Origin of the sequence: Streptomyces gossypii, from assembly GCF_025165795.1 — a bacterium.
In the GTDB taxonomy this organism is placed as follows: domain Bacteria; phylum Actinomycetota; class Actinomycetes; order Streptomycetales; family Streptomycetaceae; genus Streptomyces; species Streptomyces gossypii.
On the sequence record NZ_JAJAGO010000009.1, the window covers coordinates 155,977 to 178,468 of the forward strand.

A 22,492-nucleotide genomic window follows, 5' to 3' on the forward strand; every position below is an offset into this window, starting at 1 on the left:
GGCGTGCCGCCCGCCGACGGGGGTGACCGGTGACCGGGCCCAGTGAGGAGACGGGGCGGTCCGAGGATCCCGCCGGGACGGCGGGGGACGAAGACGCGACGGCAGCCGGCCGGGGCGCAGCCGAGGGACCGGGCAGCGGACCGGCCGACGGCGCGGAGACGAGTTCGGGCCCGGATGACACGGGCACGGGCGGCGAAGGCGAGCCGCCGCAGGCCCCCGTGGGGTGGCTGCCGCGCGGCGCAGACGTGCTGTTCGGGGCGGGCGCGACCGCGGAGGAGGCGTACGGGCTGCTCACCGTCGACGTACCGCCCGAGCGTTGGATTCCGGCGCTGACCGTGGCCCGTGACGACCTGGGCTGCGGCTTCTTCGACTGGCTGAGCGCGGTGGACGAGCCGGGCACGGGCTTCCGGGTCTGCGCCCATCTGGCCGCGCTGCCCGACGCCGCCGCGAGCAGCCCGCTGCGGCGCCTCCTCGTGCGGACGACCGTCGGGCACGAGTCCCCCGTACTGCCCACCGCGACCGGGGTCTTCGCCGGTGCGGCCTGGCATGAGCGGGAGACGCACGAGATGTTCGGCCTGGACTTCAGCGGGCATCCCCACCTCGTACCGCTGCTGCTGCCCGAGGAGTTCGAGGGGCACCCGCTGCGCAAGGATTTCGTGCTCGCGGCGCGTGTCGCCAAGGCGTGGCCGGGGGCGAAGGAGCCCGGCGAGTCGGGGCACGGCGGCCCCAAACGCCGCCAGATGCAACCGCCGGGCGTGCCGGACCCGAACGAATGGGGTCCGCTGAAAGGCCAGTTGCCGCCCGCACCCGCCCGGCCTGCTCGCGGGCGGGCGGCCGGAGCCGCCGGTGAGCGGCCCGCGCGCCGCGCGCGTACGGCTAGCGCGGGCTCGGCGAGCCAGCAGCCCGCCGCAGGCGCGGGCGAGGCGGGCGCCGGCGAGGCGGGCGCCGGGGAGACGGGCGCGGCGGGCGCGTCCGCGGCACCGCGCCGCGCACGTACGGCCGGGGGCGGCTCGGCGAGCCGGCGGACCCCGCCGCCGGAGTCCGCATCCAGGGCCCCCAAGACCCCCGAGGCCGAGGGTGCGGAGTCTTCGGCCGCCGCTCCGACGCCACGACCTGCGCGCGGAGCGGGTGAGGACTCCGCCCACCAGCGCACGTCCCCGACGAGCGGGGAGGCGGGCCCCCCGGGGGCTCCGGCCGAAACCACCCCGGGGACCGGGGCCGCACCCGACGGCCCGGAGCCCACGGAACGCACGGCGCCCACGCGGGACGCCGGTGCCCTTTCGGAGCGCACCAGCGCCACCGCGCCCCACGCGCCCGCGCCCGGCACTCGCTCCACCGACGCGCCGTGGCACCAGCCGTCCGGCACCGGACGGCAGCAGCCGCCTGACGACGCGGAACGCGGGGAAGCCGCGTCACCGGCGGCGGAGCCGGAGGACGGCGACTCCCGCGGCGGCAACCCCGAGCGCACCGACGGGGACGGAACGTCCACCCGTGAGGAGGACGGCGACTGATGGACGTGCTTGATGTCGCGCTGCGCCTCGTCGCCGTGCTCGTCGTCTTCCTCACCTTCCCGCTGCTCGTGGGGCAGACCGAGCACAAGGTCATGGCCCACATGCAGGGCCGGGTGGGCCCGATGTATGCGGGCGGCTTCCACGGCTGGGCGCAACTCGTCGCCGACGGCGTCAAGTTCGCGCAGAAGGAGGACGTCGTACCGGACGGGGCGGACCGGCGGATCTTCCAGCTCGCGCCCGCCGTCGCGCTCCTCCCGTATCTGCTCGTCCTGATCGTGATCCCGTTCGGCCCCGACGGCGGCGTCGGGCAGGAGATCGACGCCGGGATCTTCTTCGTGCTTGCCGTGATGGGCGCGGGAGTGCTCGGTTCGCTGATGGGCGGCTGGGCGTCGGCCAACAAGTTCTCGCTGCTCGGCGGCCTGCGTACGACCGCGCAGCTGATCGCGTACGAGCTGCCGATGCTGCTGGCCGCCGCCTCCGTCGCGATGGCCGCCGGGACGCTCTCGCTGCCGGGGATCGTGGAGTCCTTCGAGTGGTGGTGGGTCCCGTGGCAGATCATCGGCGCGCTGGTCTTCTTCATCGCCGGGCTCGCTGAGCTCCAGCGGCCGCCGTTCGACGCGCCCGTCGCCGACTCGGAGATCATCTTCGGCGCCTACACCGAGTACACCGGCCTCCGGTTCGCGCTCTTCCTGCTCGCCGAGTACGCGGGCATCGTGGTGCTGTGCGGGCTGACGACGGTGCTGTTCCTCGGCGGCTGGCACGGCCCGTTCGCCGAGGACGGCATGGGCTGGGTGTGGACTCTGCTCAAGGCGGCGATCCTCGCCTTCGTGGTCATCTGGCTCCGGGTCAGCTATCCGCGGCTGCGTGAGGACCAGATCATGCGGTTCGCCTGGACCACGCTGGTGCCGCTCGCCCTGTTCCAGATCGCCCTCACGGGCGTCGTCAAGGTGGTGATCCAGTGAGCCCCATGCCCGGCGCGGGCCTGGCCAAGGGCCTGGCCGTCACGCTCCGTACGATGACCCGGCGGTCGGTCACCGCGCACTATCCGGACGCGCAGCCGGAGTTGCCCCCGCGTAGCCGGGGCGTCATCGCGCTGTTCGAGGAGAACTGCACGGTGTGCATGCTCTGCGCGCGCGAGTGCCCCGACTGGTGCATCTACATCGACTCGCACAAGGAGACGCTGCCTGCCGCCGCGCCCGGCGGGCGCGAGCGCAGCCGAAACGTGCTGGACCGTTTCGCCATCGACTTCTCGCTCTGCATGTACTGCGGGATCTGCATCGAGGTGTGCCCCTTCGACGCGCTGTTCTGGTCCCCGGAGTTCGAGTACGCCGAGACGGACATCCTCGAGCTGACGCACGAGCGCGACAAGCTGCGCGACTGGATGTGGACGGTGCCGGAGCCGCCCGCGCTGGATCCGGCGGCCGAGGAGCCGAAGGAGATCGCCGCCGCCCGCAAGACGGCGGAGAAGCTCGCCGCCGCCGAGCAGGCGCAGGCGCAGGCGGGGGAGGGGGAGCAGGCGTGACGCTCGCCGCCGCACATCCCGGATTCCTCTCCCCGACCGGTGTCGAGATCGTCTTCGTGCTGGTCGGGATCGCCACGCTCGCCGCCGCCGTCGTCACCGTCACCACCAGCAAGCTGGTGCACGCCGCGCTCTGGCTGGTCGCCGCGCTCGGCGGGATCGCCGTCGAGTATCTGCTGCTCACCGCCGAGTTCATCGCCTGGGTGCAGGTCCTGATCTATGTCGGCTCGGTCGTCGTGCTGCTGCTGTTCGGGTTGATGCTCACCAAGGCGCCCATCGTCCCGACCGTTCCGCGCGGCCATCCCTCGTACGGGGCGCTGCGCGCCGAGGCGCGGGAGGCGGCCGACTCCGGTAACCGCTGGCCCGCGCTGGCTGTCGCCCTCGCGGCGGCGGCGACCCTGGTGACCGTGGTGGTGGACGCCTTCCGGTCCAGCTGGATCGATGTCGACCGCTCGGTCCAGGGCTCCGCCGGGGTGACGGGCGAGGTCCTCTTCCAGCACTGGGTGCTGCCGTTCGAGGCGCTGTCGGTGCTGCTGCTGGCCGCGCTCGTCGGCGCGATCATCCTCTCCCGCAAGGGCGGCGCCGACGCGGGCGAGCCCGCGCAGGGCACCGAGCCGGGGCAGGGCGCAGGCCAGGGCGAGCAGCCCGGTCCCACCGCGGGCCGAGAGGAGCAGGGCTGATGCATCTCGCGTACCCGGCTGTGCTCGCTGTCCTCCTCTTCTGCGTCGGTATCTACGGGGTGCTGGCCCGCCGCAACGCCATCCTGGTGCTGATCTCCGTCGAGCTGATGCTCAACGCCGTCAACCTCAACCTTGTCGCGTTCGACGTCTGGCTCCGCGACACGCTGCACACCGGCCAGGCGCTGACGCTGTTCATCATCGCCGTCGCCGCGGCCGAGATCGGCATCGGTCTCGCCATCGTGCTGCTCGTCCACCGGAACCGGGGGACGGCCGACATCGACCGGCTCCGTGATCTCAGGGAGCCCGAGGGGCCGGACGACGAGCCGGAGGCACCGGCCGAGCAGGGGCATTCCGCCGGGAGGCAGACCGCGTGACCACCACGACCCTCGCCGTCCTCGTCCCGCTGCTGCCCTTCCTCGGGGCCGTCGCGGGCCTGCTGCTCGGACGGCGCGCCCCCGGGTTCGTACGGCCGCTCGCCGTGCTGCCCACCCTGCTGGCGACCTGCCTCGCCGGTGTCATCGCCTTCCAGCACGGCGAGAGCGACCCGCTGAAGGCCGCCACCGAGCTGACACCCACCGGCAACGCCGCGCTGCCCGTCGAACTCGCTCTGCACATCGACGGTTTCGCCGCCCTCGTCTTGCTCCTCGTGGGGGTGGTCGCCTGCTGCGTGCAGCTGTACTCCACCGGCTATCTGCGCGAAGACCGGCGCTACTCCTCCTACGCCGCCCTGGTCTCCCTCTTCACCTCCGCGATGTTCCTCGTGGTCTACAGCGACGATCTGATCGTGCTGCTCGTCGGCTGGGAGATCATGGGCATCTGCTCGTACTTCCTGGTCGGCCACTACTGGGAGACGCGGGCGGCCCGTGACGCCTCCCTCAAGGCGTTCCTGGTCACCAAGCTGGGCGACGTGCCCTTCCTGATCGGGATTCTGGCGCTGGCCAGCGAGATGGGCAGCTTCCGGATCAGCACCATCACCGCCCGGCTCGGCTCCTCGCTCTCCGGCTTCCACCTCGACAACCCGACCCTGATCGCGCTGCTGCTGCTGGCCGGGGTCGCGGGCAAGTCGGCGCTGTTCCCGCTGCACACCTGGCTGCCCGACGCGATGGCCGGCCCGACTCCGGTCTCCGCGCTGATCCACGCCGCGACGATGGTCGCGGCGGGCATCTACTTCGTCGCCCGGCTGCTGCCCGTCTTCGCCGCCTCCGCCGCCGCCCTGACGGTGCTCGCGCTGATGGCCGCCGTCACCATGGTCGGCTCGGCGCTGGCCGCGCTGGCGCAGGACGACATCAAACGGGTGCTCGCCTATTCGACGATCGGCCAACTCGCCTACATGGCGGGCGCGCTGGCCGTCGCCGACCGGGGCGCGGCCGTCTTCCACCTCGTCTCGCACGGCGCCTTCAAAGCCCTCCTCTTCCTCGGCGCGGGCGTCCTCATCCACGCGGCCGGGACCAACTCGCTGGCCGCGATGTCCCGGATGCGCGGTCTCGCCCAACGCGCGCCCGACGCCTACTGGACGATGACCATCGCCCTCCTCGCTCTCGCCGCCATCCCGCCCTTCGCGGGTTTCTTCTCCAAGGAGGCCGTGCTCGGAGCCGCCGAACACGCGGCCCTCGGCGACGCGCACGGCGTACCGGTCGGCGCGGGCTGGACGGTGCTCATCTCCGGCCTGGCGACCGCGCTCCTCACCGCGGCCTACGCCGCCCGCCTCTGGCTGCGCGCCTTCCACGGCGGCACGCAGGACGCGCCGGACCACGGCCGCGAGCCCGCCGTCATGACCACCGTGCTGTGGGTGCTCGCGCTGCCCTCCCTCGCCTTCGGCATCCTCTACGGCGTCCTCCCCGACTGGTTCGACGGGCACTCCCTGACCCCGACCCTGATCACCTCCGTACTCGCCACCGGCCTGGCCGGTGTCGGCGGGATCATGACGTACGCCACCTGGCGGCATACGACGGTCTTCGCCGCGCGCGTCCCGCTCGGTGCCGTCGCCGCGCACCCCGAGCGCGACCCGGCCGTCTCGGAGGTGGAGGCGATCGTCAGCCACGAGCCCGCCTACGGCGACCGCGCGGGCGCGCCCGACCCCGCCGACCCCGGGCGGCTGCTGCTCGGCCCGCTCTACCGGCACGCCGCGCAGGGCTTCCACCTCGACGCCGTCTACACCGCTCTGGTCGTACGCCCCGTACAGGCCGCCGCCCGGCTGGTCCGCTTCCTCGACCGCACGGTCGTCGACACCTATGTGCGCGGCGCGGGCCTGGGCCCCCGGCTGCTGGGCAGTGCCGTGCGCCGCGCCCAGACCGGCAACGCCCAGACCTACCTCGGCGCGCTGCTCGCCGGATCGCTCGTGCTGGCCGTGGCCGCCGTCCTCGTGGCCGCTGGAACCGGAGGCGCCTGACCGTGCTGCCCCTCAACGACACCACCATGGGCCTCCTGCTCGCGGCCGTCGTCGTCCTCCCGCTCCTCGGCTCGGCCGCCGCCCTGCTTCCGGCACCGCCGGGATTGAAGGGAAGCGGCCCGGAGCAGGCGGTGCTACGGCACGGCGCCACCGTCACCGGCGCCGTACTGGTGCTGACCGTGCTGCTGGTGCTCGGCTTCGACCACGATCAACCGGCCGCCGTCCAGGCCGAGACTGATATCAGCTGGATCCCCGCACTCGACATCCGCATCCACTTCGGCATCGACGGTGTCTCCCTCCCGCTGCTGGTGCTCTCCGCGCTGCTGACCTTCCTCTGCGCCCTCTACAGCTGCTTCAAAATGCCCCCCGGCCCGTCCGCCAAGGGGTTCGTCGCCCTGCTGCTCCTGCTCGAAGCAGGCACCCTCGCCACCTTCGCCGTCCTCGACCTGATGCTCTTCTTCCTGGCCTTCGAGATGGTGCTCATCCCGATGTACTTCCTCATCGCCCGCTGGGGTGGTGCGGGACGCGCGGGAGCCGCCTGGAAGTTCATCCTCTACACGCTGCTCGGCTCCGTCGTCATGCTGCTGGGTCTCCTCCTGATCGGGATCGAGGGCGGCACTTTCGACATGGTGGCACTCGCCTCTGACAATGGCGCAGGGCTCAGCCACACCACCCAGCTGATCGCCGTCCTCGCCATCGGCGCCGGCCTGGCGGTGAAGACCCCGATGTGGCCGCTGCACAGCTGGCTTCCGGACGCGCACACCGCCGCCCCCACCGTCGGCTCGGTGCTGCTGGCGGGCGTGCTGCTGAAGATGGGCACCTACGGTTTCGTGCGCATCGCCCTGCCGGTCGCTCCGGAGGGCATGCACACCTTCGCGCCCTACCTCGCCGCGCTCGCCGCCGTCGGGATCATCTACGGCTCGCTTGCCTGCCTGGCCCTCGCCCGGCGCGGCGCCAAGGGCGATCTGAAGCGGCTCATCGCGTACTCCTCCGTCGGCCACATGGGCTTCGTGCTGCTGGGCGTCGCCACCATGACGCACACCGGGGTGAACGGCGCACTGTTCGCCAACGTCGCGCACGGCCTGATCACCGGTCTGCTCTTCTTCCTGGTCGGCGCACTCAAGGACCGCACCGGCACCACCGACCTCGACCAGCTCGCGGGCGCCACCGGCGCGGCGCTGTACGCCCGGATGCCCCGGTTCGGCGGGCTGCTCGTCTTCGCCGCGGTCGCCTCGCTGGGCTTGCCCGGTCTGGCCGGATTCTGGGGCGAGATGCTCGCCCTGCTCGGCGCGTTCGACCCCGCCGACGGTCTGAGCCGGCCCGCCTTCCTCGTCTTCATGGCCCTCGGCGCCGTGGGCACCCTGCTCACCGCCGGATATCTGCTGCTCGTCGTACGCCGGGTGTGCATGGGTGATCCGGAAGAGCGGCCCGAGGCCGTGCCGGTGACCCTGCCCGACATCCGCGGCTACGAGTTCGCCGCCTGGACCCCGCTGGCCGTCCTCACGGTGCTCGCCGGACTGTGGCCCGCGGCCCTGCTCGGGCTCACCGACCCCGCCGTACAGAATCTCCTCCCGGGAGTGAGCCGATGACCGTCATCGCCGGAGGGCTCGTCCAGTCCGTCGACTGGCTGGCCATCGCACCGCCGACCGTCGCCGCGCTCACCGGTCTCGCCGTACTGGTCGCCGACCTCTTCCTGCCCGAGGCGCGCAAGCGGCTGCTGGGCTGGATCGCCGCCGCCGGCCTGGTGCTGGCGGCCCTCGCACTGCTGCCCCTGCTGGACGGCGACCGCAGCACCTTCTGCCTCGTCGGCGGCGCAGGTGGTGCGGGTGGTGCGGCCGGCTCCGGTGAGGCGGCGGCGTGCAGCTATGTCGCCGACGAGTTCACGCTGGTCATCCAGCTCCTCGTGCTCGGCGGCGCGTTCCTGACGGCACTGCTGTCGATGGCGGCGGTCCGCCAGGAGAAGCTGCCCGCCGGGGAGTTCTGGTTCCTGCTGCTCTCCTCGGCGGCGGGCGCCGCGCTGCTGCCCGCCTCCCGTGACCTGGTCACCCTGGTCATCGCGCTGGAGGTCGCCTCACTGCCCGCGTTCGCCCTCGTCGGCCTGCGCCGTGGCGACCGGCGCTCCTCCGAGGCGGCGCTGAAGTTCTTCCTCTCCTCGGTCACCGCGACCGCCGTGATGCTGCTCGGCGTCAGCTTCGTCTACGCGGCCACCGGCTCGCTGCACCTGACCACGCTCGCCGAGGAGCTGCCCGGCACCGACGCCCGCCTGGAGACGCTGGCCACCACCGGTGTCGTGCTCACGCTCGTCGGCTTCGCGTTCAAGACGGCCGCCGCGCCCTTCCACTTCTGGGTCCCCGACACCTATGTCGGTGCCCCGCTGCCCGTCGCCGCTTATCTCTCCGTCGTCGGCAAGGCGGCGGGCTTCACCGGCATCATCCTGGTCGCCGTCCTCGCCTTCCCCTCCTATGACCACGTCTGGGGTCACGCGCTGGCCGTGCTCGCGGCGCTCACCATGACGGCCGGCAACGTGGCGGCGCTCCGCCAGCGCCCGGAGCGGGACCACAGCGCCGTACGCCTGCTGGCCTGGTCCTCCGTCGGGCAGGCGGGCTATCTGCTGGTGCCCATCGCCGCGGCGGCCTGGGCCTCGGACCCGTCCGAGGCCATCGGGGCGACGGTCGCGTACGCGCTGATGTACGCGGTGGTGAACTTCGGCGCCTTCGCCGTCGCCGCGCATCTGCGGAGCGTCACCGCGGCCAACCGGATCAGCGACTACCGCGGGTTCTACGCCGACAACCCGCTGGCCGCGCTCGCCTTCGGCTTCTTCCTGCTCTGTCTCGCCGGGCTCCCGCCCGGCCTCATCGGCCTCTTCGCCAAGGTGACCGTCTTCCGTGCCGCCGTCGACGCGGGTCTGGGCTGGCTCGCGGTGGTGATGGCTGTGAACGTCGTGATCGCGCTCTACTACTACCTCCGGTGGACGGCGCTGCTCTTCCGTCCGGCTCCCGCTGCGGCCCCCGCCCCGGCCCCCGAACCAGCCCCCGCCCCGGCCCGCGAACCAGCCCCCGCCCCGGCGCTCGCGACGGGCGGGGCGGCGACCGGCCCGTCACCCGTGACCAGCCCGGCCCCGGAGCTCCCGGCGGCCCCCGTACGGCCCGCCACGGCCCGCATCGCCGCCCCCGTCGCGGTCACCATCACGCTGACCGCCCTCCTCGCCCTCGCTCTCTCCGGCGCCCCGCAGCTCGTACTCCGCTTCGCCTCCGGCACTCTCCTCTAAGACCTGGTGCAGCAGGCCGTCACGCGCACCCACGAGAGCACCGCTGGGAACTGGCGAAGCTCATCTGGCGTTCACCAGTACGTGAGAGTCCACTGAAAGGTGGAACTACCACCTGGCTCAGGGTTCCCCTGCTGCATCATCTGGAGGGCGTACCGTGCACCGCCGGCACAATGGGCTGAGGACAGCCCTGCTCCTCGGAGGCCTGTCCGCCCTCATCATCGTCATCGGCAGCTTCTTCGGCCGTATGGGCCTGGTGGTCGCCGTCGTCCTCGCGCTCGGAGTGAACGCCTACGCCTACTGGCACAGCGACAAGCAGGCTCTCCGCGCCATGCGCGCACGCCCCGTCAGCGAGTTCGAGGCTCCGGCGCTCTACCGGATCGTCCGCGAGCTCTCCACCGCCGCCCGCCAGCCGATGCCGCGTCTCTATCTCTCCCCGACTCAGGCGCCCAACGCCTTCGCCACCGGGCGGAACCCGAGAAACGCCGCCGTGTGCTGCACCGACGGCATCCTGCGGCTGCTGGACGAGCGCGAGCTGCGCGGTGTCCTCGGCCATGAGCTGAGCCATGTCTACAACCGCGACATCCTCATCTCGTCCGTCGCCGGGGCGCTGGCCTCCGTGGTGATGTTCCTCGTGAACTTCGCCTGGCTGGTCCCCTTCGGCCGGTCCGACGACGACGAGGGGCCCGGCCTGGTCGGCATGCTGCTGATCATGGTCCTGGGCCCGCTGGCGGCCACGCTGATCCAGCTCGCCGTCAGCCGTTCCCGCGAGTACGCGGCGGACGCCGCCGGTGCCCAGCTCACCGGTGATCCGCTGGCCCTGGCCTCCGCGCTCCGCAAGCTGGAGGCGGGCACCAGGAAGCTGCCGCTGCCGTCCGAGCCGCGGCTGGAGACTGCCAGCCATATGATGATCGCCAATCCCTTTCGCCCCGGCGTGGGCATGTCCAGGCTCTTCTCCACCCATCCGCCGATGACAGAGCGCGTCGCGCGGCTCGAACGCATGGCAGGCAGGTCCTCGTGAAGACACTCCTGAATCTCGTCTGGCTGATCTTCTCCGGGCTGTGGATGGCGCTCGGCTACGCGATCGCGGGGATCGTCTGCTTCCTCCTGGTCGTCACCATCCCGTTCGGCATCGCCTGCTTCCGGATCGCGGCGTACGCGCTGTGGCCCTTCGGGCAGACGGTGCGGGAGCGCGGCGACGCCGGGGTCGCCTCCGGGATCGGCAACGTCGTCTGGCTGATCTTCGCGGGCATCTGGCTCAGCCTCGGCCACATCGTGGCGGGCGTGCTCTTCTGCGTCTCGATCATCGGCATCCCGTTCGGCCTGGCGCACTTCAAGATGATCCCGGTCTCGCTGATGCCGCTCGGCCGCGAGATCGTCCCGAGCGGCTCGGCCGCCGCCTACCCGGGTTACCGCTGGTAGCCGGTGAGTCCGAAGCCCGCAGGCCGAACCGCAGCCCGCCCCGCCGCCCCCGGGTGACGGGGACGGCACGGGGCAGCGTCAGGCGTTCGCCCGTGCGCGCGCCCGTACGCGCCGGGCGCCCGCCGAGAAGCGGTCAGCGATAGTTCACGAACTGCAGGGCGAAGTCGAGATCCTTGCCCTTCAGCAGCGTCATGACCTCCTGGAGCGCGTCCCGGCTCTTCGAGGAGACCCGCAGCTCGTCCCCCTGCACCTGCGCCTTGACACCCTTGGGGCCCTCGTCCCGGATGATCTTGGCGACCTTCTTCGCGTCCTCCTGGGCGATGCCCTCCTGGAGCGACGCGAAGATCTTGTACTCCTTGCCGGAGGACTGCGGCTCCCCGGCGTCCAGCGCCTTCAGCGAGATACCCCGCTTGACCAGCTTGGTCTGGAAGATGTCGAGGACGGCCTTCACCCGCTCCTCGCTGTTCGCACGCAGCTCGATCTTCTCGCCGGACCAGGCGATCGAGGCGTCCACCCCCTTGAAGTCGTAGCGCTGCGAGATCTCCTTGGCGGCCTGATTGAGGGCGTTGTCGACCTCCTGCCGCTCGACCTTCGAGACGATGTCGAAACTGGAGTCGGCCATGCTGGATGGCTCCTCACGCATAGATTCCGGTCACATGGGCACACCCCGCGCGTGCGGGACGCGCCAGCCAGCCTAAGGGCTGTCCCGTAGTCCCTGGCGGGCGCGCGACGACAGCTGCGGCACCTCACCGCGTTGCCGGGATGCCCGGATACGCCCAGCGTCCGGGCATCCCTCCGCCGGGGGTTACGGGACGGCCCTTACGACCTGATCCACTGGCTGTCGTGCACCAGGTCGTTAGTCACGGCGAGGCGCCCACGAACGCCGATAATCCGGGTGGCGGACCACCCCCCGCCATCAGGTATGGTTTATCTCGTTGCCAAGGAGCACGGCCTCAGAGCCCCGTTCCGCAGGTGACGATCCCAGGCGGTGTGCCCGAGCGGCCAAAGGGAGCAGACTGTAAATCTGCCGGCTCAGCCTTCCCAGGTTCGAATCCTGGCGCCGCCACAGGATGACGAAGGGCCCTTTTTCTGCGGTTTCCGCGGGAAAAGGGCCCTTCGCCATGTGCCCTCGCGATGGCCCTGCCGTCTCGCTCTGTCGACGGCATGGCTGATCTCGATGCCGATTCCCGCCATCCGTTCCACGAGGCGACGCCCCCGAGCGGCCCGCCTTCCGCGAGGCCGGGGCGAGCGGCACAGGAGTGATCCAGGGATTACGGGACAGTCCTTAGCCGGCGATCGCCGCGGCCGCGCAGGCGGCGAGGTCTTCGCGTAGCCGACGCTGCTGCGCCTGGGACAGCGGCGAGAACAGCTGCTGTTCGACGGCACGCACGGCGACGCTGGCCTCGCGCCGCGCCGATTGTCCGGCTCGGGTGAGCTCGGTCGGCAGCGCCCGCCCATGAGCGGCGCGGTCGGGTCTGGTGAGCATGCCCCGTTCCTGTAGCCGGCGGAGGACGAGGTTCATCGACTGGCGGGTGACCCAGGCCCGGCGGGCGAGCTCGGAGTTGGAAAGTCCCGGATGCTGGCCGAGCAGTTCGAGGCACGCGTACTGGGCGACGGTCAGACCCATTGGACGCAGCACCTCATCCATCGCGCTGTGCAGCGAGGCTTGCACCTGCTTGAGGACGTAGCCCACCGACTGGTCAAGGTCGCCAACGGTCTCTTCTTGCGTCATGTCAGCAGTCTGACATAGCCTCCACATGTCAGAAGACTGACATGTGGAGGAGCAGACTATGAGTGGACAGGTCACGTACTTCGAGCTGCCGAGCAGGGGCATCGAAGCAACCCAGCAGTTCTGGGGCTCGCTGTTCGGTTGGACGTTCTATGAGGGCAACTTCCCGGGTTACTCGATGATTCAGGGGTCCGAGCCCATGGGCGGATCACCGCACGGTGATTCGTCACGACACCCGCGTATCTACTTCGCCGTCGACGACATCACCGCCGCTGTCGCCCGTGTGCGCGAACTCGGCGGCACGGCGGAAGATCCGGTCACCATTCCGTCGGGTTCCTACGCTCACTGCACGGACGACCAGGGCGTGGAGTTCAGCCTGTCCCAACAGGCGGGAGACCAGAATTGAATCGCGCCGGGACCGGCAAGTAATGGCCGAAGGATCCGGCACTCTCGTGAAGCCGTTGCTTCCGCTGGCGCTGGCCACCTTCGCGGTCGGCACCGACGCGTTCGTGATGGCCGGTCTCCTGCCGGCCATCGCCGCCGACCTTGACGTAGGCATTCCGGCCGCCGGCCAGCTGGTGACGGTGTTCGCGCTGACGCTCGCTGTCGCCGCGCCGATTCTGAGCTGGCTGCTGAGCGCACTGGATCGTCGCAAGGTTCTGCAGCTGGCGCTGATCGTGTTCGTCGCCGGCAACGTCGCCACCGCACTCAGCCCGAGCTACCCGATCGCGCTGTCAGCTCGGATGCTCACAGCAGCCGGGGCGGCCACCATCACCGCCACCGCAGCGAGCGCAGCTGTCGCTATCACGCCTCCCGAACGCCGAGGGCGTGCCATGGCCCTGGTCATCGGTGGACTGACCCTTTCCACCGCGCTGGGCATGCCGCTGGGCAACATGATCGGCGGCATCGACTGGCGCCTCACACTCTGGGCCGTCGCTGCCCTCGGCGTCGTCGCCGCGATCGGTATCTCGGGAGCGTTGCCCAAGGTCGTGCTGCCGGCGACAAGCCTTATGGCCCGCCTGGCTCCGCTGCGCCAGCCCAAGGTGCTCTCCATCCTGGCCGTGACGCTGCTGGTGATGGCCGGGCACTACGCCGTCTACACCTACATCGGAGCAGTGACCGCGGGCGCCACGAACGGATCGTTTCCCCAGGCCTTCACCATGATCCTGTTCCTGTGGGGCGCCGGAGTCCTGGTTGGCAACTTCTTCGCCGGCCATCTCGTGGACAAGCGTCCGGTGCTCGGGGTCGCAGTCGGAGCACTCGCCGGCGGCACCGTGCTGCTCGCGATCAGCCCACTCACGGTGAACAGCCTGGCCGTCGCGGGCGTCTGGGCCGCCGTCTGGGGCGCAACCGACGGCATGGCCTCGGTGGTGCAGCAACACCGGCTGGTGACCCTCGCCCCCGCCTCCTCACCCATGCTCCTTGGTCTCAACTCGTCCGCGATCTATCTAGGTGTCGCGATGGGTGGCGGACTTGGCGGTCTGGCCCAGGACTGGCTGTCGGTCACCCTGCTCGGTGTTCCCGCTGCGGTCCTGGCACTGCTGGCCACCACCGTCACCGTCGTCGAGGGGAGGAGAGAGCCGGTGAAGACCTCGCCAATGGCAGCCGGGAACCACCGCTGAAGCAACCAACGGGCTTACGACCTGGTGCACGATAGCCAGCGGGCTCCCGACGCACTGCGACTCCGCCTCCTGCGTTGTCCTCAGTCGACGACGCTCCGCGTCGCCTCCCTCCTCCGCCTTGGATCCGAAGCCCCATGACGCCGCTCGCTGATCCACTGGCTATCGTGCACCAGGTCGTAAGGGCTGTCCCGTAGCCAAACCGCCAATGGGCGAGACCAGGATCGAACTCTTCGCCGCGGTCCGGCGCGATTCCCGGGCAGGCCTGCCGAATCGTGCGCTACAACGCCAGGACGGGGCGGGACATAGCCCGGCCAGGCACCGCAGCCTTCGAATCCCGGCGCCGCCACAGGAGGGAAAGCGGCCTCTTACCTTCATGTGAGCAGACAAGGGGCCGCTTTCGCTTTTCGCGTCTGACCGGCGCCCGCACCCCACTGCTCCGCATATGCCCTCACCCGCCCGGACCGCTGTCGGCCACGGTCGTATTGCGACTTCCGCATCACTTCGCGAAACGCTTCCCGGAGCGCCCGGTACTCCACTAATCTGACGTACCCTCACACGCCCATGAGTGCGGACAGACATGTTTCGGGGGGCCCGTGTCTGATGACCTCGGTTTACAGAAGCTGCTCGACGACGAGGGCTTTGTCGCCCGGATACTCGGCAGGACGCGCTCGGGACGCAACCGCAAGGTGCTCTACGGCCCCGACCTGCCCGTGGTCCTCCTCAGCGGGGGTCCCGGGATGGGCAAGGGGCGGCTGCTGCGGTGCATCCGGAGCGAATTCGGCCCGCACGTACCCACCGCGCACGTCGACTGCGCCTCCGCGAGGTACCGGGACGAGGCCGACCAGCACGCCGAGACCCGTTCGGAGATCACCGAGGTCCTGCGGGGGACGGCCGCCCAGTTAGGGGCCTGGGAAGGACACGGCGGCGCGATCTCCACCCCGCGTCTGTACGCCGGACTGGCGGCCGTGGCGGCCAGCGGCCGGCGGGCCAGCACGGCCGCCCTGGTGGGCGAGGTGCGGCGGCACGACGACCTGATGCCCTCCGGCTCCTTCTGGGGCGGACTGCTGAACAGAGCGGCCCGGAACTACGCCGGCGCCCTCGCCGCCTTCGTGACCGGCCCGCTGACCGCACCGCTGATCACCCTGCTGGTCGAAGAGCTGCTCGCACGCCTCTCGAAGGACGGCGGCGCCGCGCTGGCCGCGTGCTACGGCGAGTACAGCGGCGCGGGCGGACAGCCCAGACAGGGGCTCCTCTCGCTGGGCTCCGACTTCCAGCAGGGCGGCGAGCCGCGCCGGTACGCGGAGAGCTTCCTCTTCCGGGCGCTCCGCGACGACATCGAGGGCGCCTACGGTGCCCTGGGCGGACGGATGAGGCGGGTGGGACGGCCCGCCCTGCTCCTCGACCATGCGGACACCGCGCTGGGCCGGAGGCTGGTAAAGCCGGTACTGGAGGACCGTGAGACCGGGCACCACGACCGCTTGGTGATCTTCGCCACGGCCCGCCGCACGGACGGCGGCCGCTTCCTGTACCGCGCCGGAGACACCGCCCGGGACTCGCCCGGCCGCTGGCTGCCTTCCGAGGGCGGACTGCCCTTGTGGAGCCGTCCGCCCGGCGGCGTTCCCGGCCTGGCATCTCCCTCACGCGGCGTCCTGCTCGTCCGCATGCCGGTGCTGACGCGTGACCAGCAGGAGGAGCAGACGTCCCGCCTCCAGGTGCGGCGGCCGGACGAACACGCCTCCCTGCTGCCCCTCCACGGCGCCATCCGGCGGCTGACCGGTGGACGTCCGCTGTCCGTCACCCGGTTGGCGGAGGCGACGTCCCTCCTGGACTCCCCGGAGGGCCGCACCGCCTGGGACCTGCTGGACGTCCCCCTCTCCACGGGTGACGCGACGCCCGGGAGACCGGTGGCGGAGATTCTCCTGGACGCGCTGGTGGTCCGGCAGCTGCCCGAGGAACTGCCGCCCCAGCAGCGCGCACACTGGCTCGACCTGCTCACCCACCTCTCGGTGGCTCACGATGCCGAATGCGCCCAGAGCTTGATGCGGGCACGCCAGGCCGGCAGGGACGGAGGGCTGTCCGCGTACCGGATCGCCGAACTGCTGGAGGACAGCGGCTGGCCGCACTGCCCCCGGCACTTCATCGGCGATCTCGGACTACGCCACCTGCTGCTGCGGCGGCTCCATCATCTGCAGCCCGGGGGCGCCGCCCTGCGCGAGGACCACACGCTGGTGCAGGACGACTGCCGTGCCCTGGGTGACGGCCGGCCCGACGCACTCTTCGGAACCGTCGCCGCACATCGCATGCACCATCACCTCGCCTCCGACGGTGCGGAGTCGGTGGCCGACTATCTGACCCAGAGCCTCTCCACCAGGAACACCCGCGAGTGGTGCGAGGAGCTGCTCGCGATCGCGGGCGCTCCGCTGCTCGGTGGTCTCGGCGGTACGGACGACCGGCGGGCCCGCGCGCTCGGCGAGGCCCCGGAGGTCGCGGGCGATGCCCGGCGTCGGCTGGTGGACCGCCTGCTGCACGCCGTCTGGCTGTGCGAGGACCCGACGCAGCCCCCCGACGATGCGGTGAACGGCGTCCTGAAATCGGCGCTCGACTGGCTCAGTGTGGATGCGCCGCACGGGGCCGAGGTACTGGCGCACAGGGCCCGCGACTGGAGCGGGCTGGCCGACAGCAGACAGCCGTTGCAGCCGTGCGCGTGCACGAACCACATTGGCTAGGGCGTGCCAGGCCCCGCGAGACAGGCGGAGCTTCTCAAACAGGCCCGAGGAGGCAGCGTTGCGGAACGATCTGTTCATCAGCACGGGGAACTGGCTCTACAACACCTTCTGGTCCAACCGCATACGGAAGGCGCTCACCGGGGTGCTCGCCTTGGCCTTGATCATGGGCGCCGTCTACTTCCGGCCGTCCTCGGATCCGGACACCTGCGCCGCCGGCATCGCCAAGCGCGGCGGCGAGTGCATCGGCGTCAACGGCTCCGGCTACGACTTCGGCACGCCCGAGATCACCAAGGTGAGCGCCGCGATCGCCCGGGAGAACGAACGGATCGCCGAGAAGCCGCACATCACGGTGGCGATGATGCTGCCGCTGGAACCGAAGATCCCCGCCGAGCGCAAGCAGCTCCGCAGCGATCTCCAGGGGGCGTATCTCGCGCAGTACCGGGTGAACCGCAGGGAGAACACGCCGTTGCTGCGCCTGGTGCTCGCCAACCCCGGCAAGGACTACCGGCAGCAGGAGGAGGTGGTAGACGCCCTCGCGGAGATGGCGGACTCCCAGGAGAACCTGCGCGCCGTCACCGGCTTCAACCTGAGCCTGTCCGACACCGAGAAGGCGATCCGGCGGTTGACCAACGAACTGGGCATTCCGGTGCTCGCGAGCAGGGTCAGCGCCGACGGGCTCGCCAACGAGGACGGCGGAACCGGCGAGCTCGCCTACGACGGGCTGGCCCGGGTCATCCCGACCAACCGGCAGCAGGCGGACGCGCTCGCCAGCTTCCAGGGCGACCTGAGCGACCGGGAGACCGTGCTCGTCCGGGACACCCGGCCGCGCGACATCTACGTGAAATCGCTCGCCAGGGCGTTCAGCCGGGACGAAGACGGTCCGCCCGGGGCCAAGGACCAGCCGTTCGAGTCGCCCGGGATCACCGAAGTGGGGGACACCGGCAACGACTTCACGACGATCGGCCACAACATCTGCCAGTCGGCGGCCAAGGTCGTCTACTTCGCCGGCCGCCCGGCCCATCTGCGGCTGTTCGCCCTGAAGCTGGCCGACACCCCCTGCCACGGCAAGCGGTACACGGTGATCAGCGGTTCGGGCGCGGCCACCCTCGAGCGCTATATGAGCGAGGCGGACTGGAAGCGGCTCGAAGGGAGCGACGACGGCACGGGCGAGCCCGCGGTCACCGTGCAGTACTCGGCGCCCGCCCACCCGGATACGTGGGACCGCGCACTGAGCGACTGGGAGAAGGAGCGCGAGGAGGAGACTGGCAGGAAACCGGCGGCGAAGGAGCGCCCGGCCTATCTGACGGAGCCGCAGAAGGAGCTGCGGGCGCTGCAACGCGTGATCGAGCAGCAGAGCGCGGGCGACATCGGTCCGGTGGCGCTGGAGGACTCCAGGACGATCATGGTCCATGACGGGGTGCGCACCGTCGCCGAGGCCGTCTTCCTGGCGAACTCCCAGACGGAGGGTTCGGTGCCGCCGCTCGACCGCGTCACGGCGCAGTGGGCACGGCTGGAATCCCGGCACCGGGTGACCGGAGCGAGCGGCTGGATCTGCCTGACCAACGGGGGGAATCCGTACGACAAGCCGGTGGCCGTGGTCGAGCTGGACCCGAGCACGCGCAAGCTGGCCTTCGAGGGGATCGGCTGGCCACTGGGGGAGGCGCAGCCGTCCGACTGCGTGGTGCCGAGCGGCATCGACTGACGCGGCGGGCCGGGCGACCGGGCCGGGCGACGGGGGCGGGCGACGGGGGCGGGGGCGGGGCCGGGAGGTCAGCCTCGGGCGCAGGCGGCCACCGCGTCCGCGACCGGCGTTTCGCCGCCCACCAGCTCCAGCGTCCGCCCCGCCGTGCCGGGCTCGTCCAGCAGCGCGAGCAGGACGGCCGCCACGTCGTCCCGCGCGATGTCCGCGCGGCCCGTCTGCTCGGCGAGGTGAACGTACCCGCTGCCGGGGGCGTCGGTCAGCCTCCCCGGGCGCAGCACCGTCCACTCCAGCGAGGCGCGCGCCCGTACGTCGTCGTCCGCCTGGCCCTTCGCGCGCAGGTAGGCAGCGAAGACCGGGTCCGTCCCGGCGGGCGGCTCCGTGGCCACGCCCATGGCGGAGACGACCAGGAAGCGGCGCACGCCCGCGCGTTCGGCGGCGTCGGCGAACAGGACGGCGGCGTCCCGGTCGACGGTCTCCTTGCGTTCGACGCCGCTGCCGGGGCCCGCGCCGGCGGCGAAGACCGCGGCGTCGGCGCCCTCCAGATGGCGGGCGACCTCGCCCACCGGCGCGGATTCGAGGTCGCAGACGACCGGCTCGGCGCCCGTGGTGCGAAGGTCCCCGGCTTGTTCCGGGTCGCGGATGAGGCCCACGGCGGCGTCGCCGCGCGCGGTGAGGAGCTGTTCGAGGCGTTGGGCGATCTGACCGTGCCCACCGGCGATGACTGTGCGCATACCGCGACCGTACGCCCTTGCGGGGGTCGTTCAGCCCTGCGACTGGCGGGGCAGGTCGAGTTCCGCCGCGGCGGCGGAGTCGCAGTACTCGCGGACCGCGCTCGTCCGGGCGACGATCCGGCCCCGGTGCACCACGATCCTGCTGTACGCCAGCGACAGTGCGCCCGCGATGCTCGTGCCCCGTACGGCCAGCAGCTCGGCGGGGAATCCGGCCTCCACCCGCACCTCCGGGAGCCCCATCGCGGCGCGGGCGCGGGTGCTGACGGTGTCGTAGGCGGCGATCGCGTGCGCCTCGCCGTACGCGGCGAGCAGGTAGGCCGCGCCCAGCGGATCGCCGCGTCCGACCTGGTTGGAGGCGTCCCGCAGGGCGCCGCTGCCCGCCGCCACCTTGACCCCTGCGGCGCGCAGCAGCCGTACGGGGGCGACACGGGAGGGGAAACGGCGCTCCAGGGTGCCGCAGCTGCCCTGCGGGAGGGCGACGACGCCGATCCCGGCGGCGGCCAGTTGGTCGGCCGCGCGCATGGTGGTCTCGTGCGGCAGCCGGGACAGCCCGCCGCAGGGCCCCAGCGTGACGCCGGGGCGCAGCCCGCCCGCCGCGGCGGCGAGCCGGGCCAGGCGGGCGGGGTCGTCGGCGTCGGTGTGCAGGTCGACGGCGCAGCCGTGTTCGGCGGCGACCTCGAGGACCACCTCGACATATCCGCCCGGGTCCGGGTCGAGGTCGGGGCAGCCGCCGACGACGGTCGCGCCCATCTTCACCGCGTCCCGCAGCATGGCGAGGTCCTCCGCTCCGGCCAGGCCGGTCAGCAGCCGGGGTACGGCGACGGTGGTCAGGTCGGCGAGCCCGCGCAGCGCGCGGCGGGCCTGGAGCACGGCCTCCAGGGAGCGCAGTCCGGCGACGTCGCCGATGCGTACGTGGGAGCGGAGGGCGGTGGCGCCGTGGCCGAGCTGGAGGAGGGCGGCCTCGGTGGTGCGCCGCTGGACCTCGTGCGGATCGCTGGACGGGGGGCTGTCGGCGCCCGGGGCGGCGGCGCTCAGCGCGGTGAGCGCCGTGTCGTAGTGCGCGTGCGGTTCGGCCGGTGCGGGGAGCAGCAGATAGCCGGACAGGTCGACGCGGGTGTCCTCGGGGAGCTGCGGGGAGTGGGCGGCGGCCGGGGCGAGGGCGGCGGGGGAGAGGCTGCCCGCGGTGCCGACGGCTTCGATGCGACCGTCGACCAGGCGCACGTCGACGGTGCGGCCGTCGGCGAGCCGGGCGCCGCAGAGCAGGAGCGCGGCGGAGTCGCCGGCCGCGACGCGGTCGGGGTGTCTCGGCTCCTGCGGCTGGCTGTCGGACATCGGGCTCCCCACGGTCGGCGGATGATCGAAGTCACATCGTGATCACACAGAGTGAGTCGAGGGTAAGGGCTGCGAAGGATGCCGTCTGGGAGGAGCGCAATAGTCGTACCGGCGTGGTGTGAGGTGCCGCGTGTGACGTGGTGTGAGGTGTGGTGTGAGCGACGTCGGCGCCGGGTACCAAGGGCCGGACACGGGCGGCCCGATACTGATTTCACCTTCGGCGGCCGAACGTGTAATGTCTTCATCGCTCGCCCCAATAGCTCAGTCGGCAGAGCGTCTCCATGGTAAGGAGAAGGTCAACGGTTCGATTCCGTTTTGGGGCTCTGGTGCGTGAGGTCTCCCATCATCTGATGGGAGCCGTCGCATCGTGGCGGTGTAGCTCAGTCGGTAGAGCAAGCGGCTCATAATCGCTGTGTCACCGGTTCAAGTCCGGTCACCGCTACTTTACTCAAAGTAGCCGATTGTGGGGTCGGTCCTCCGATCGGCTACTCTTCCTGCGTTCATCGTCCTATTCCGTCAAGGAGCACTCTCACGTGGCTGCCACCGACGTCCGCCCGAAGATCACGCTGGCATGCGTGGAGTGCAAGGAGCGGAACTACATCACCAAGAAGAACCGGCGTAACAACCCGGATCGCATGGAGATGAAGAAGCACTGCCCGCGCTGCAACTCGCACACCGCGCACCGCGAGACGCGATAAATCGGTTCGTCAGCGAGGCCGTCCCCGTTTTTCCGGGGGCGGCCTCGTTTCTTTTCGCAGGTGACGCACGTCTTACGTAGGTGACGTTCGCTCCGCGGGGCCCACAGGTGACGACCTGCCCGCGGGCATCGACCAGGAGGTAACTGAGCGATGGCGCTCGATCAGTCGTTCGTCGGGCGGACCTATCCGCCCACCCGTCCGTACGAAGTGGGCCGGGAGAAGATCCGGGAGTTCGCCGAGTCCATCGGTGACACCAATCCGGCCTACACGGACCCCGCCGCCGCGGCAGCGCTCGGCCATCCGGATGTGATCGCACCGCCGACCTTCGTCTTCGCGATCACCTTCAAGGCGGCCGGTCTGGTGATAGAGGATCCGCAGCTCGGGCTGGACTACACCCGAGTGGTTCACGGTGACCAGAAGTTCGTCTACGTGCGCCCGGTGTGCGCCGGGGATGTTCTGACAGTCAGCTCGCGGGTCGAGTCGATCAAGTCCCTGGCGGGGAACGACGTCCTGGACGTACGGGGCGACGTGCACGACGCGGCCGGCGAGCTGGTGGTGACCGCGTACACCAAGCTGGTGGCCCGCGCTGCCGAGGAGGGCTGACGAGGATGACTGCGAAGATCGCGTACGCCGATGTCGAGGTCGGCACCGAACTGCCCGCGCAGACCTTCCCCGTGACCCGCGACGCGCTGGTGCGCTACGCGGGGGCCTCGGGCGACTTCAACCCCATTCACTGGAACGAGCGGTTCGCGGTGGAGGTCGGGCTCGACGACGTCATCGCTCACGGCATGTTCACGATGGCCGAGGCGATCCGCGTCGTCACCGACTGGACGGGCGACCCGGGGGCCGTACGGGAGTACGGGGTGCGCTTCACCCGGCAGGTCGTCGTCCCCGACGACGGCGTGGGCGCGTCCATCGAGGTGACCGCACAGGTCGCCAAGAAGCTGGACGACGACGCGCGTACGGTGCGCGTCGATCTCGTCGCCAAGAGCGGCGGCCAGAAGGTGCTGGGAATGTCCCGCGCCGTTGTCGTGCTGGCCTGAGCCGAGCCGAGCCGAGCCGAGTCACGCCAGAGCCTGAGCTGTACGGCCCGGCCGCCCCCCCCGTGGGGCGGCCGGGCCGAGCCGGATCCGGCGGTTGACTTAGGTAGTGAGTGGCCACTACCT

General features: G+C 71.2%; 21 protein-coding genes and 3 tRNA genes. 20 read left to right on the forward strand and 4 right to left on the reverse strand.

Annotated features, from left to right (window positions below):
• Positions 1-29 precede the first annotated feature (29 nt).
• The 10 genes from LHJ74_RS20155 (at position 30) to LHJ74_RS20200 (ending at position 10,786) form a co-directional block, all read left to right on the forward strand.
• Entirely contained in the window at positions 30-1,511 is a 1,482-nt protein-coding gene (locus LHJ74_RS20155) for an NADH-quinone oxidoreductase subunit C (RefSeq protein ID WP_446033487.1), read from the forward strand.
• Positions 1,508-2,473, forward strand: a complete 966-nt coding sequence (gene nuoH, locus LHJ74_RS20160; RefSeq protein WP_260219671.1) for an NADH-quinone oxidoreductase subunit NuoH — start codon at positions 1,508-1,510, stop codon at positions 2,471-2,473. Before LHJ74_RS20155 ends, nuoH begins: the two co-directional genes overlap by 4 nt.
• The gene (locus LHJ74_RS20165) at positions 2,470-3,033 is read left to right on the forward strand and encodes a NuoI/complex I 23 kDa subunit family protein (RefSeq protein ID WP_260219508.1); all 564 of its coding nucleotides are present in this window, start codon (positions 2,470-2,472) and stop codon (positions 3,031-3,033) included. Before nuoH ends, LHJ74_RS20165 begins: the two co-directional genes overlap by 4 nt.
• On the forward strand, positions 3,030-3,710 hold the full coding sequence (locus LHJ74_RS20170; protein ID WP_260219509.1) for an NADH-quinone oxidoreductase subunit J family protein: 681 nt from the start codon (positions 3,030-3,032) through the stop codon (positions 3,708-3,710). The genes LHJ74_RS20165 and LHJ74_RS20170 overlap by 4 nt, the downstream gene beginning before the upstream one ends.
• Positions 3,710-4,084: an NADH-quinone oxidoreductase subunit NuoK gene (gene nuoK, locus LHJ74_RS20175; protein WP_260219510.1), complete on the forward strand. Its 375-nt coding sequence runs from the start codon at positions 3,710-3,712 to the stop codon at positions 4,082-4,084. The genes LHJ74_RS20170 and nuoK overlap by 1 nt, the downstream gene beginning before the upstream one ends.
• On the forward strand, positions 4,081-6,099 hold the full coding sequence (locus tag LHJ74_RS20180; RefSeq protein WP_260219511.1) for an NADH-quinone oxidoreductase subunit 5 family protein: 2,019 nt from the start codon (positions 4,081-4,083) through the stop codon (positions 6,097-6,099). The genes nuoK and LHJ74_RS20180 overlap by 4 nt, the downstream gene beginning before the upstream one ends.
• A gap of 26 nt (positions 6,100-6,125) precedes the next feature.
• Positions 6,126-7,688, forward strand: coding sequence for a complex I subunit 4 family protein (locus tag LHJ74_RS20185; protein ID WP_260219672.1), 1,563 nt, complete (start codon positions 6,126-6,128; stop codon positions 7,686-7,688).
• Positions 7,685-9,367, forward strand: coding sequence for an NADH-quinone oxidoreductase subunit N (locus LHJ74_RS20190; RefSeq protein ID WP_260219512.1), 1,683 nt, complete (start codon positions 7,685-7,687; stop codon positions 9,365-9,367). The genes LHJ74_RS20185 and LHJ74_RS20190 overlap by 4 nt, the downstream gene beginning before the upstream one ends.
• A 154-nt stretch (positions 9,368-9,521) precedes the next feature.
• Complete coding sequence (gene htpX, locus LHJ74_RS20195) at positions 9,522-10,385, forward strand: zinc metalloprotease HtpX (RefSeq protein ID WP_260219513.1); 864 nt, start codon at positions 9,522-9,524, stop codon at positions 10,383-10,385.
• The gene (locus LHJ74_RS20200) at positions 10,382-10,786 is read left to right on the forward strand and encodes a YccF domain-containing protein (RefSeq protein WP_260219514.1); all 405 of its coding nucleotides are present in this window, start codon (positions 10,382-10,384) and stop codon (positions 10,784-10,786) included. The genes htpX and LHJ74_RS20200 overlap by 4 nt, the downstream gene beginning before the upstream one ends.
• Positions 10,787-10,919: 133 nt before the next feature.
• On the opposite strand, the gene LHJ74_RS20205 is transcribed toward LHJ74_RS20200, so the two are convergent.
• Positions 10,920-11,408, reverse strand: coding sequence for a YajQ family cyclic di-GMP-binding protein (locus tag LHJ74_RS20205; protein WP_260219515.1), 489 nt, complete (start codon positions 11,406-11,408; stop codon positions 10,920-10,922).
• A 362-nt stretch (positions 11,409-11,770) separates the two neighbouring features.
• On the opposite strand from LHJ74_RS20205, the gene LHJ74_RS20210 reads away from it, so the two are divergent.
• Positions 11,771-11,852 (forward strand) — tRNA-Tyr (locus LHJ74_RS20210).
• Between the two features lie 219 nt (positions 11,853-12,071).
• Here LHJ74_RS20210 and LHJ74_RS20215 read toward each other — a convergent pair.
• Positions 12,072-12,518, reverse strand: a complete 447-nt coding sequence (locus LHJ74_RS20215; protein ID WP_260219516.1) for a MarR family winged helix-turn-helix transcriptional regulator — start codon at positions 12,516-12,518, stop codon at positions 12,072-12,074.
• Positions 12,519-12,576: 58 nt separating this feature from the next.
• Between LHJ74_RS20215 and LHJ74_RS20220 the strand changes: the two genes are divergently transcribed.
• The 4 genes from LHJ74_RS20220 (at position 12,577) to LHJ74_RS20235 (ending at position 18,565) form a co-directional block, all read left to right on the forward strand.
• Entirely contained in the window at positions 12,577-12,921 is a 345-nt protein-coding gene (locus LHJ74_RS20220) for a VOC family protein (RefSeq protein WP_260219517.1), read from the forward strand.
• A 46-nt stretch (positions 12,922-12,967) separates the two neighbouring features.
• On the forward strand, positions 12,968-14,137 hold the full coding sequence (locus tag LHJ74_RS20225; protein WP_260219518.1) for an MFS transporter: 1,170 nt from the start codon (positions 12,968-12,970) through the stop codon (positions 14,135-14,137).
• A 593-nt stretch (positions 14,138-14,730) separates the two neighbouring features.
• A complete protein-coding gene (locus LHJ74_RS20230; protein ID WP_260219519.1) occupies positions 14,731-16,863 on the forward strand; it encodes a hypothetical protein in 2,133 nt (710 codons plus the stop codon).
• A 58-nt stretch (positions 16,864-16,921) separates the two neighbouring features.
• Positions 16,922-18,565, forward strand: a complete 1,644-nt coding sequence (locus LHJ74_RS20235; protein ID WP_260219520.1) for an ABC transporter substrate-binding protein — start codon at positions 16,922-16,924, stop codon at positions 18,563-18,565.
• Between the two features lie 68 nt (positions 18,566-18,633).
• On the opposite strand, the gene LHJ74_RS20240 is transcribed toward LHJ74_RS20235, so the two are convergent.
• Both LHJ74_RS20240 and LHJ74_RS20245 read right to left on the reverse strand, forming a co-directional pair.
• Positions 18,634-19,296, reverse strand: coding sequence for an NAD(P)H-binding protein (locus tag LHJ74_RS20240; protein ID WP_260219521.1), 663 nt, complete (start codon positions 19,294-19,296; stop codon positions 18,634-18,636).
• A 30-nt stretch (positions 19,297-19,326) separates the two neighbouring features.
• Positions 19,327-20,628 carry an amidohydrolase family protein gene (locus LHJ74_RS20245; protein WP_260219522.1) on the reverse strand — a complete coding sequence of 434 codons (1,302 nt, stop codon included), beginning with the start codon at positions 20,626-20,628 and terminating at the stop codon, positions 19,327-19,329.
• Positions 20,629-20,878: 250 nt separating this feature from the next.
• On the opposite strand from LHJ74_RS20245, the gene LHJ74_RS20250 reads away from it, so the two are divergent.
• The 5 genes from LHJ74_RS20250 (at position 20,879) to LHJ74_RS20270 (ending at position 22,369) form a co-directional block, all read left to right on the forward strand.
• Positions 20,879-20,951, forward strand: a tRNA-Thr gene (locus tag LHJ74_RS20250).
• 46 nt (positions 20,952-20,997) lie between these two features.
• Positions 20,998-21,070: transfer RNA gene (locus LHJ74_RS20255), tRNA-Met, on the forward strand.
• 91 nt (positions 21,071-21,161) lie between these two features.
• A complete protein-coding gene (rpmG, locus tag LHJ74_RS20260) occupies positions 21,162-21,326 on the forward strand; it encodes a 50S ribosomal protein L33 (protein ID WP_007265873.1) in 165 nt (54 codons plus the stop codon).
• 150 nt (positions 21,327-21,476) lie between these two features.
• The gene (locus LHJ74_RS20265; RefSeq protein ID WP_260219523.1) at positions 21,477-21,929 is read left to right on the forward strand and encodes a MaoC family dehydratase N-terminal domain-containing protein; all 453 of its coding nucleotides are present in this window, start codon (positions 21,477-21,479) and stop codon (positions 21,927-21,929) included.
• Positions 21,930-21,934: 5 nt separating this feature from the next.
• Entirely contained in the window at positions 21,935-22,369 is a 435-nt protein-coding gene (locus LHJ74_RS20270) for a MaoC family dehydratase (RefSeq protein ID WP_260219524.1), read from the forward strand.
• Positions 22,370-22,492: the final 123 nt, after the last annotated feature.

Excerpts from the sequence above, each read along its gene's own strand:
- nuoK (WP_260219510.1), top strand. The coding sequence starts at position 3,710 with ATGCATCTCGCGTACCCGGCTGTGCTCGCTGTCCTCCTCTTCTGCGTC.
- LHJ74_RS20185 (WP_260219672.1), top strand. The coding sequence starts at position 6,126 with ATGGGCCTCCTGCTCGCGGCCGTCGTCGTCCTCCCGCTCCTCGGCTCG.
- LHJ74_RS20190 (WP_260219512.1), top strand. The coding sequence starts at position 7,685 with ATGACCGTCATCGCCGGAGGGCTCGTCCAGTCCGTCGACTGGCTGGCC.
- LHJ74_RS20205 (WP_260219515.1), bottom strand. The coding sequence starts at position 11,408 with ATGGCCGACTCCAGTTTCGACATCGTCTCGAAGGTCGAGCGGCAGGAG.
- LHJ74_RS20215 (WP_260219516.1), bottom strand. The coding sequence starts at position 12,518 with ATGACGCAAGAAGAGACCGTTGGCGACCTTGACCAGTCGGTGGGCTAC.
- LHJ74_RS20220 (WP_260219517.1), top strand. The coding sequence starts at position 12,577 with ATGAGTGGACAGGTCACGTACTTCGAGCTGCCGAGCAGGGGCATCGAA.
- LHJ74_RS20240 (WP_260219521.1), bottom strand. The coding sequence starts at position 19,296 with ATGCGCACAGTCATCGCCGGTGGGCACGGTCAGATCGCCCAACGCCTC.
- LHJ74_RS20245 (WP_260219522.1), bottom strand. The coding sequence starts at position 20,628 with ATGTCCGACAGCCAGCCGCAGGAGCCGAGACACCCCGACCGCGTCGCG.
- LHJ74_RS20265 (WP_260219523.1), top strand. The coding sequence starts at position 21,477 with ATGGCGCTCGATCAGTCGTTCGTCGGGCGGACCTATCCGCCCACCCGT.
- LHJ74_RS20270 (WP_260219524.1), top strand. The coding sequence starts at position 21,935 with ATGACTGCGAAGATCGCGTACGCCGATGTCGAGGTCGGCACCGAACTG.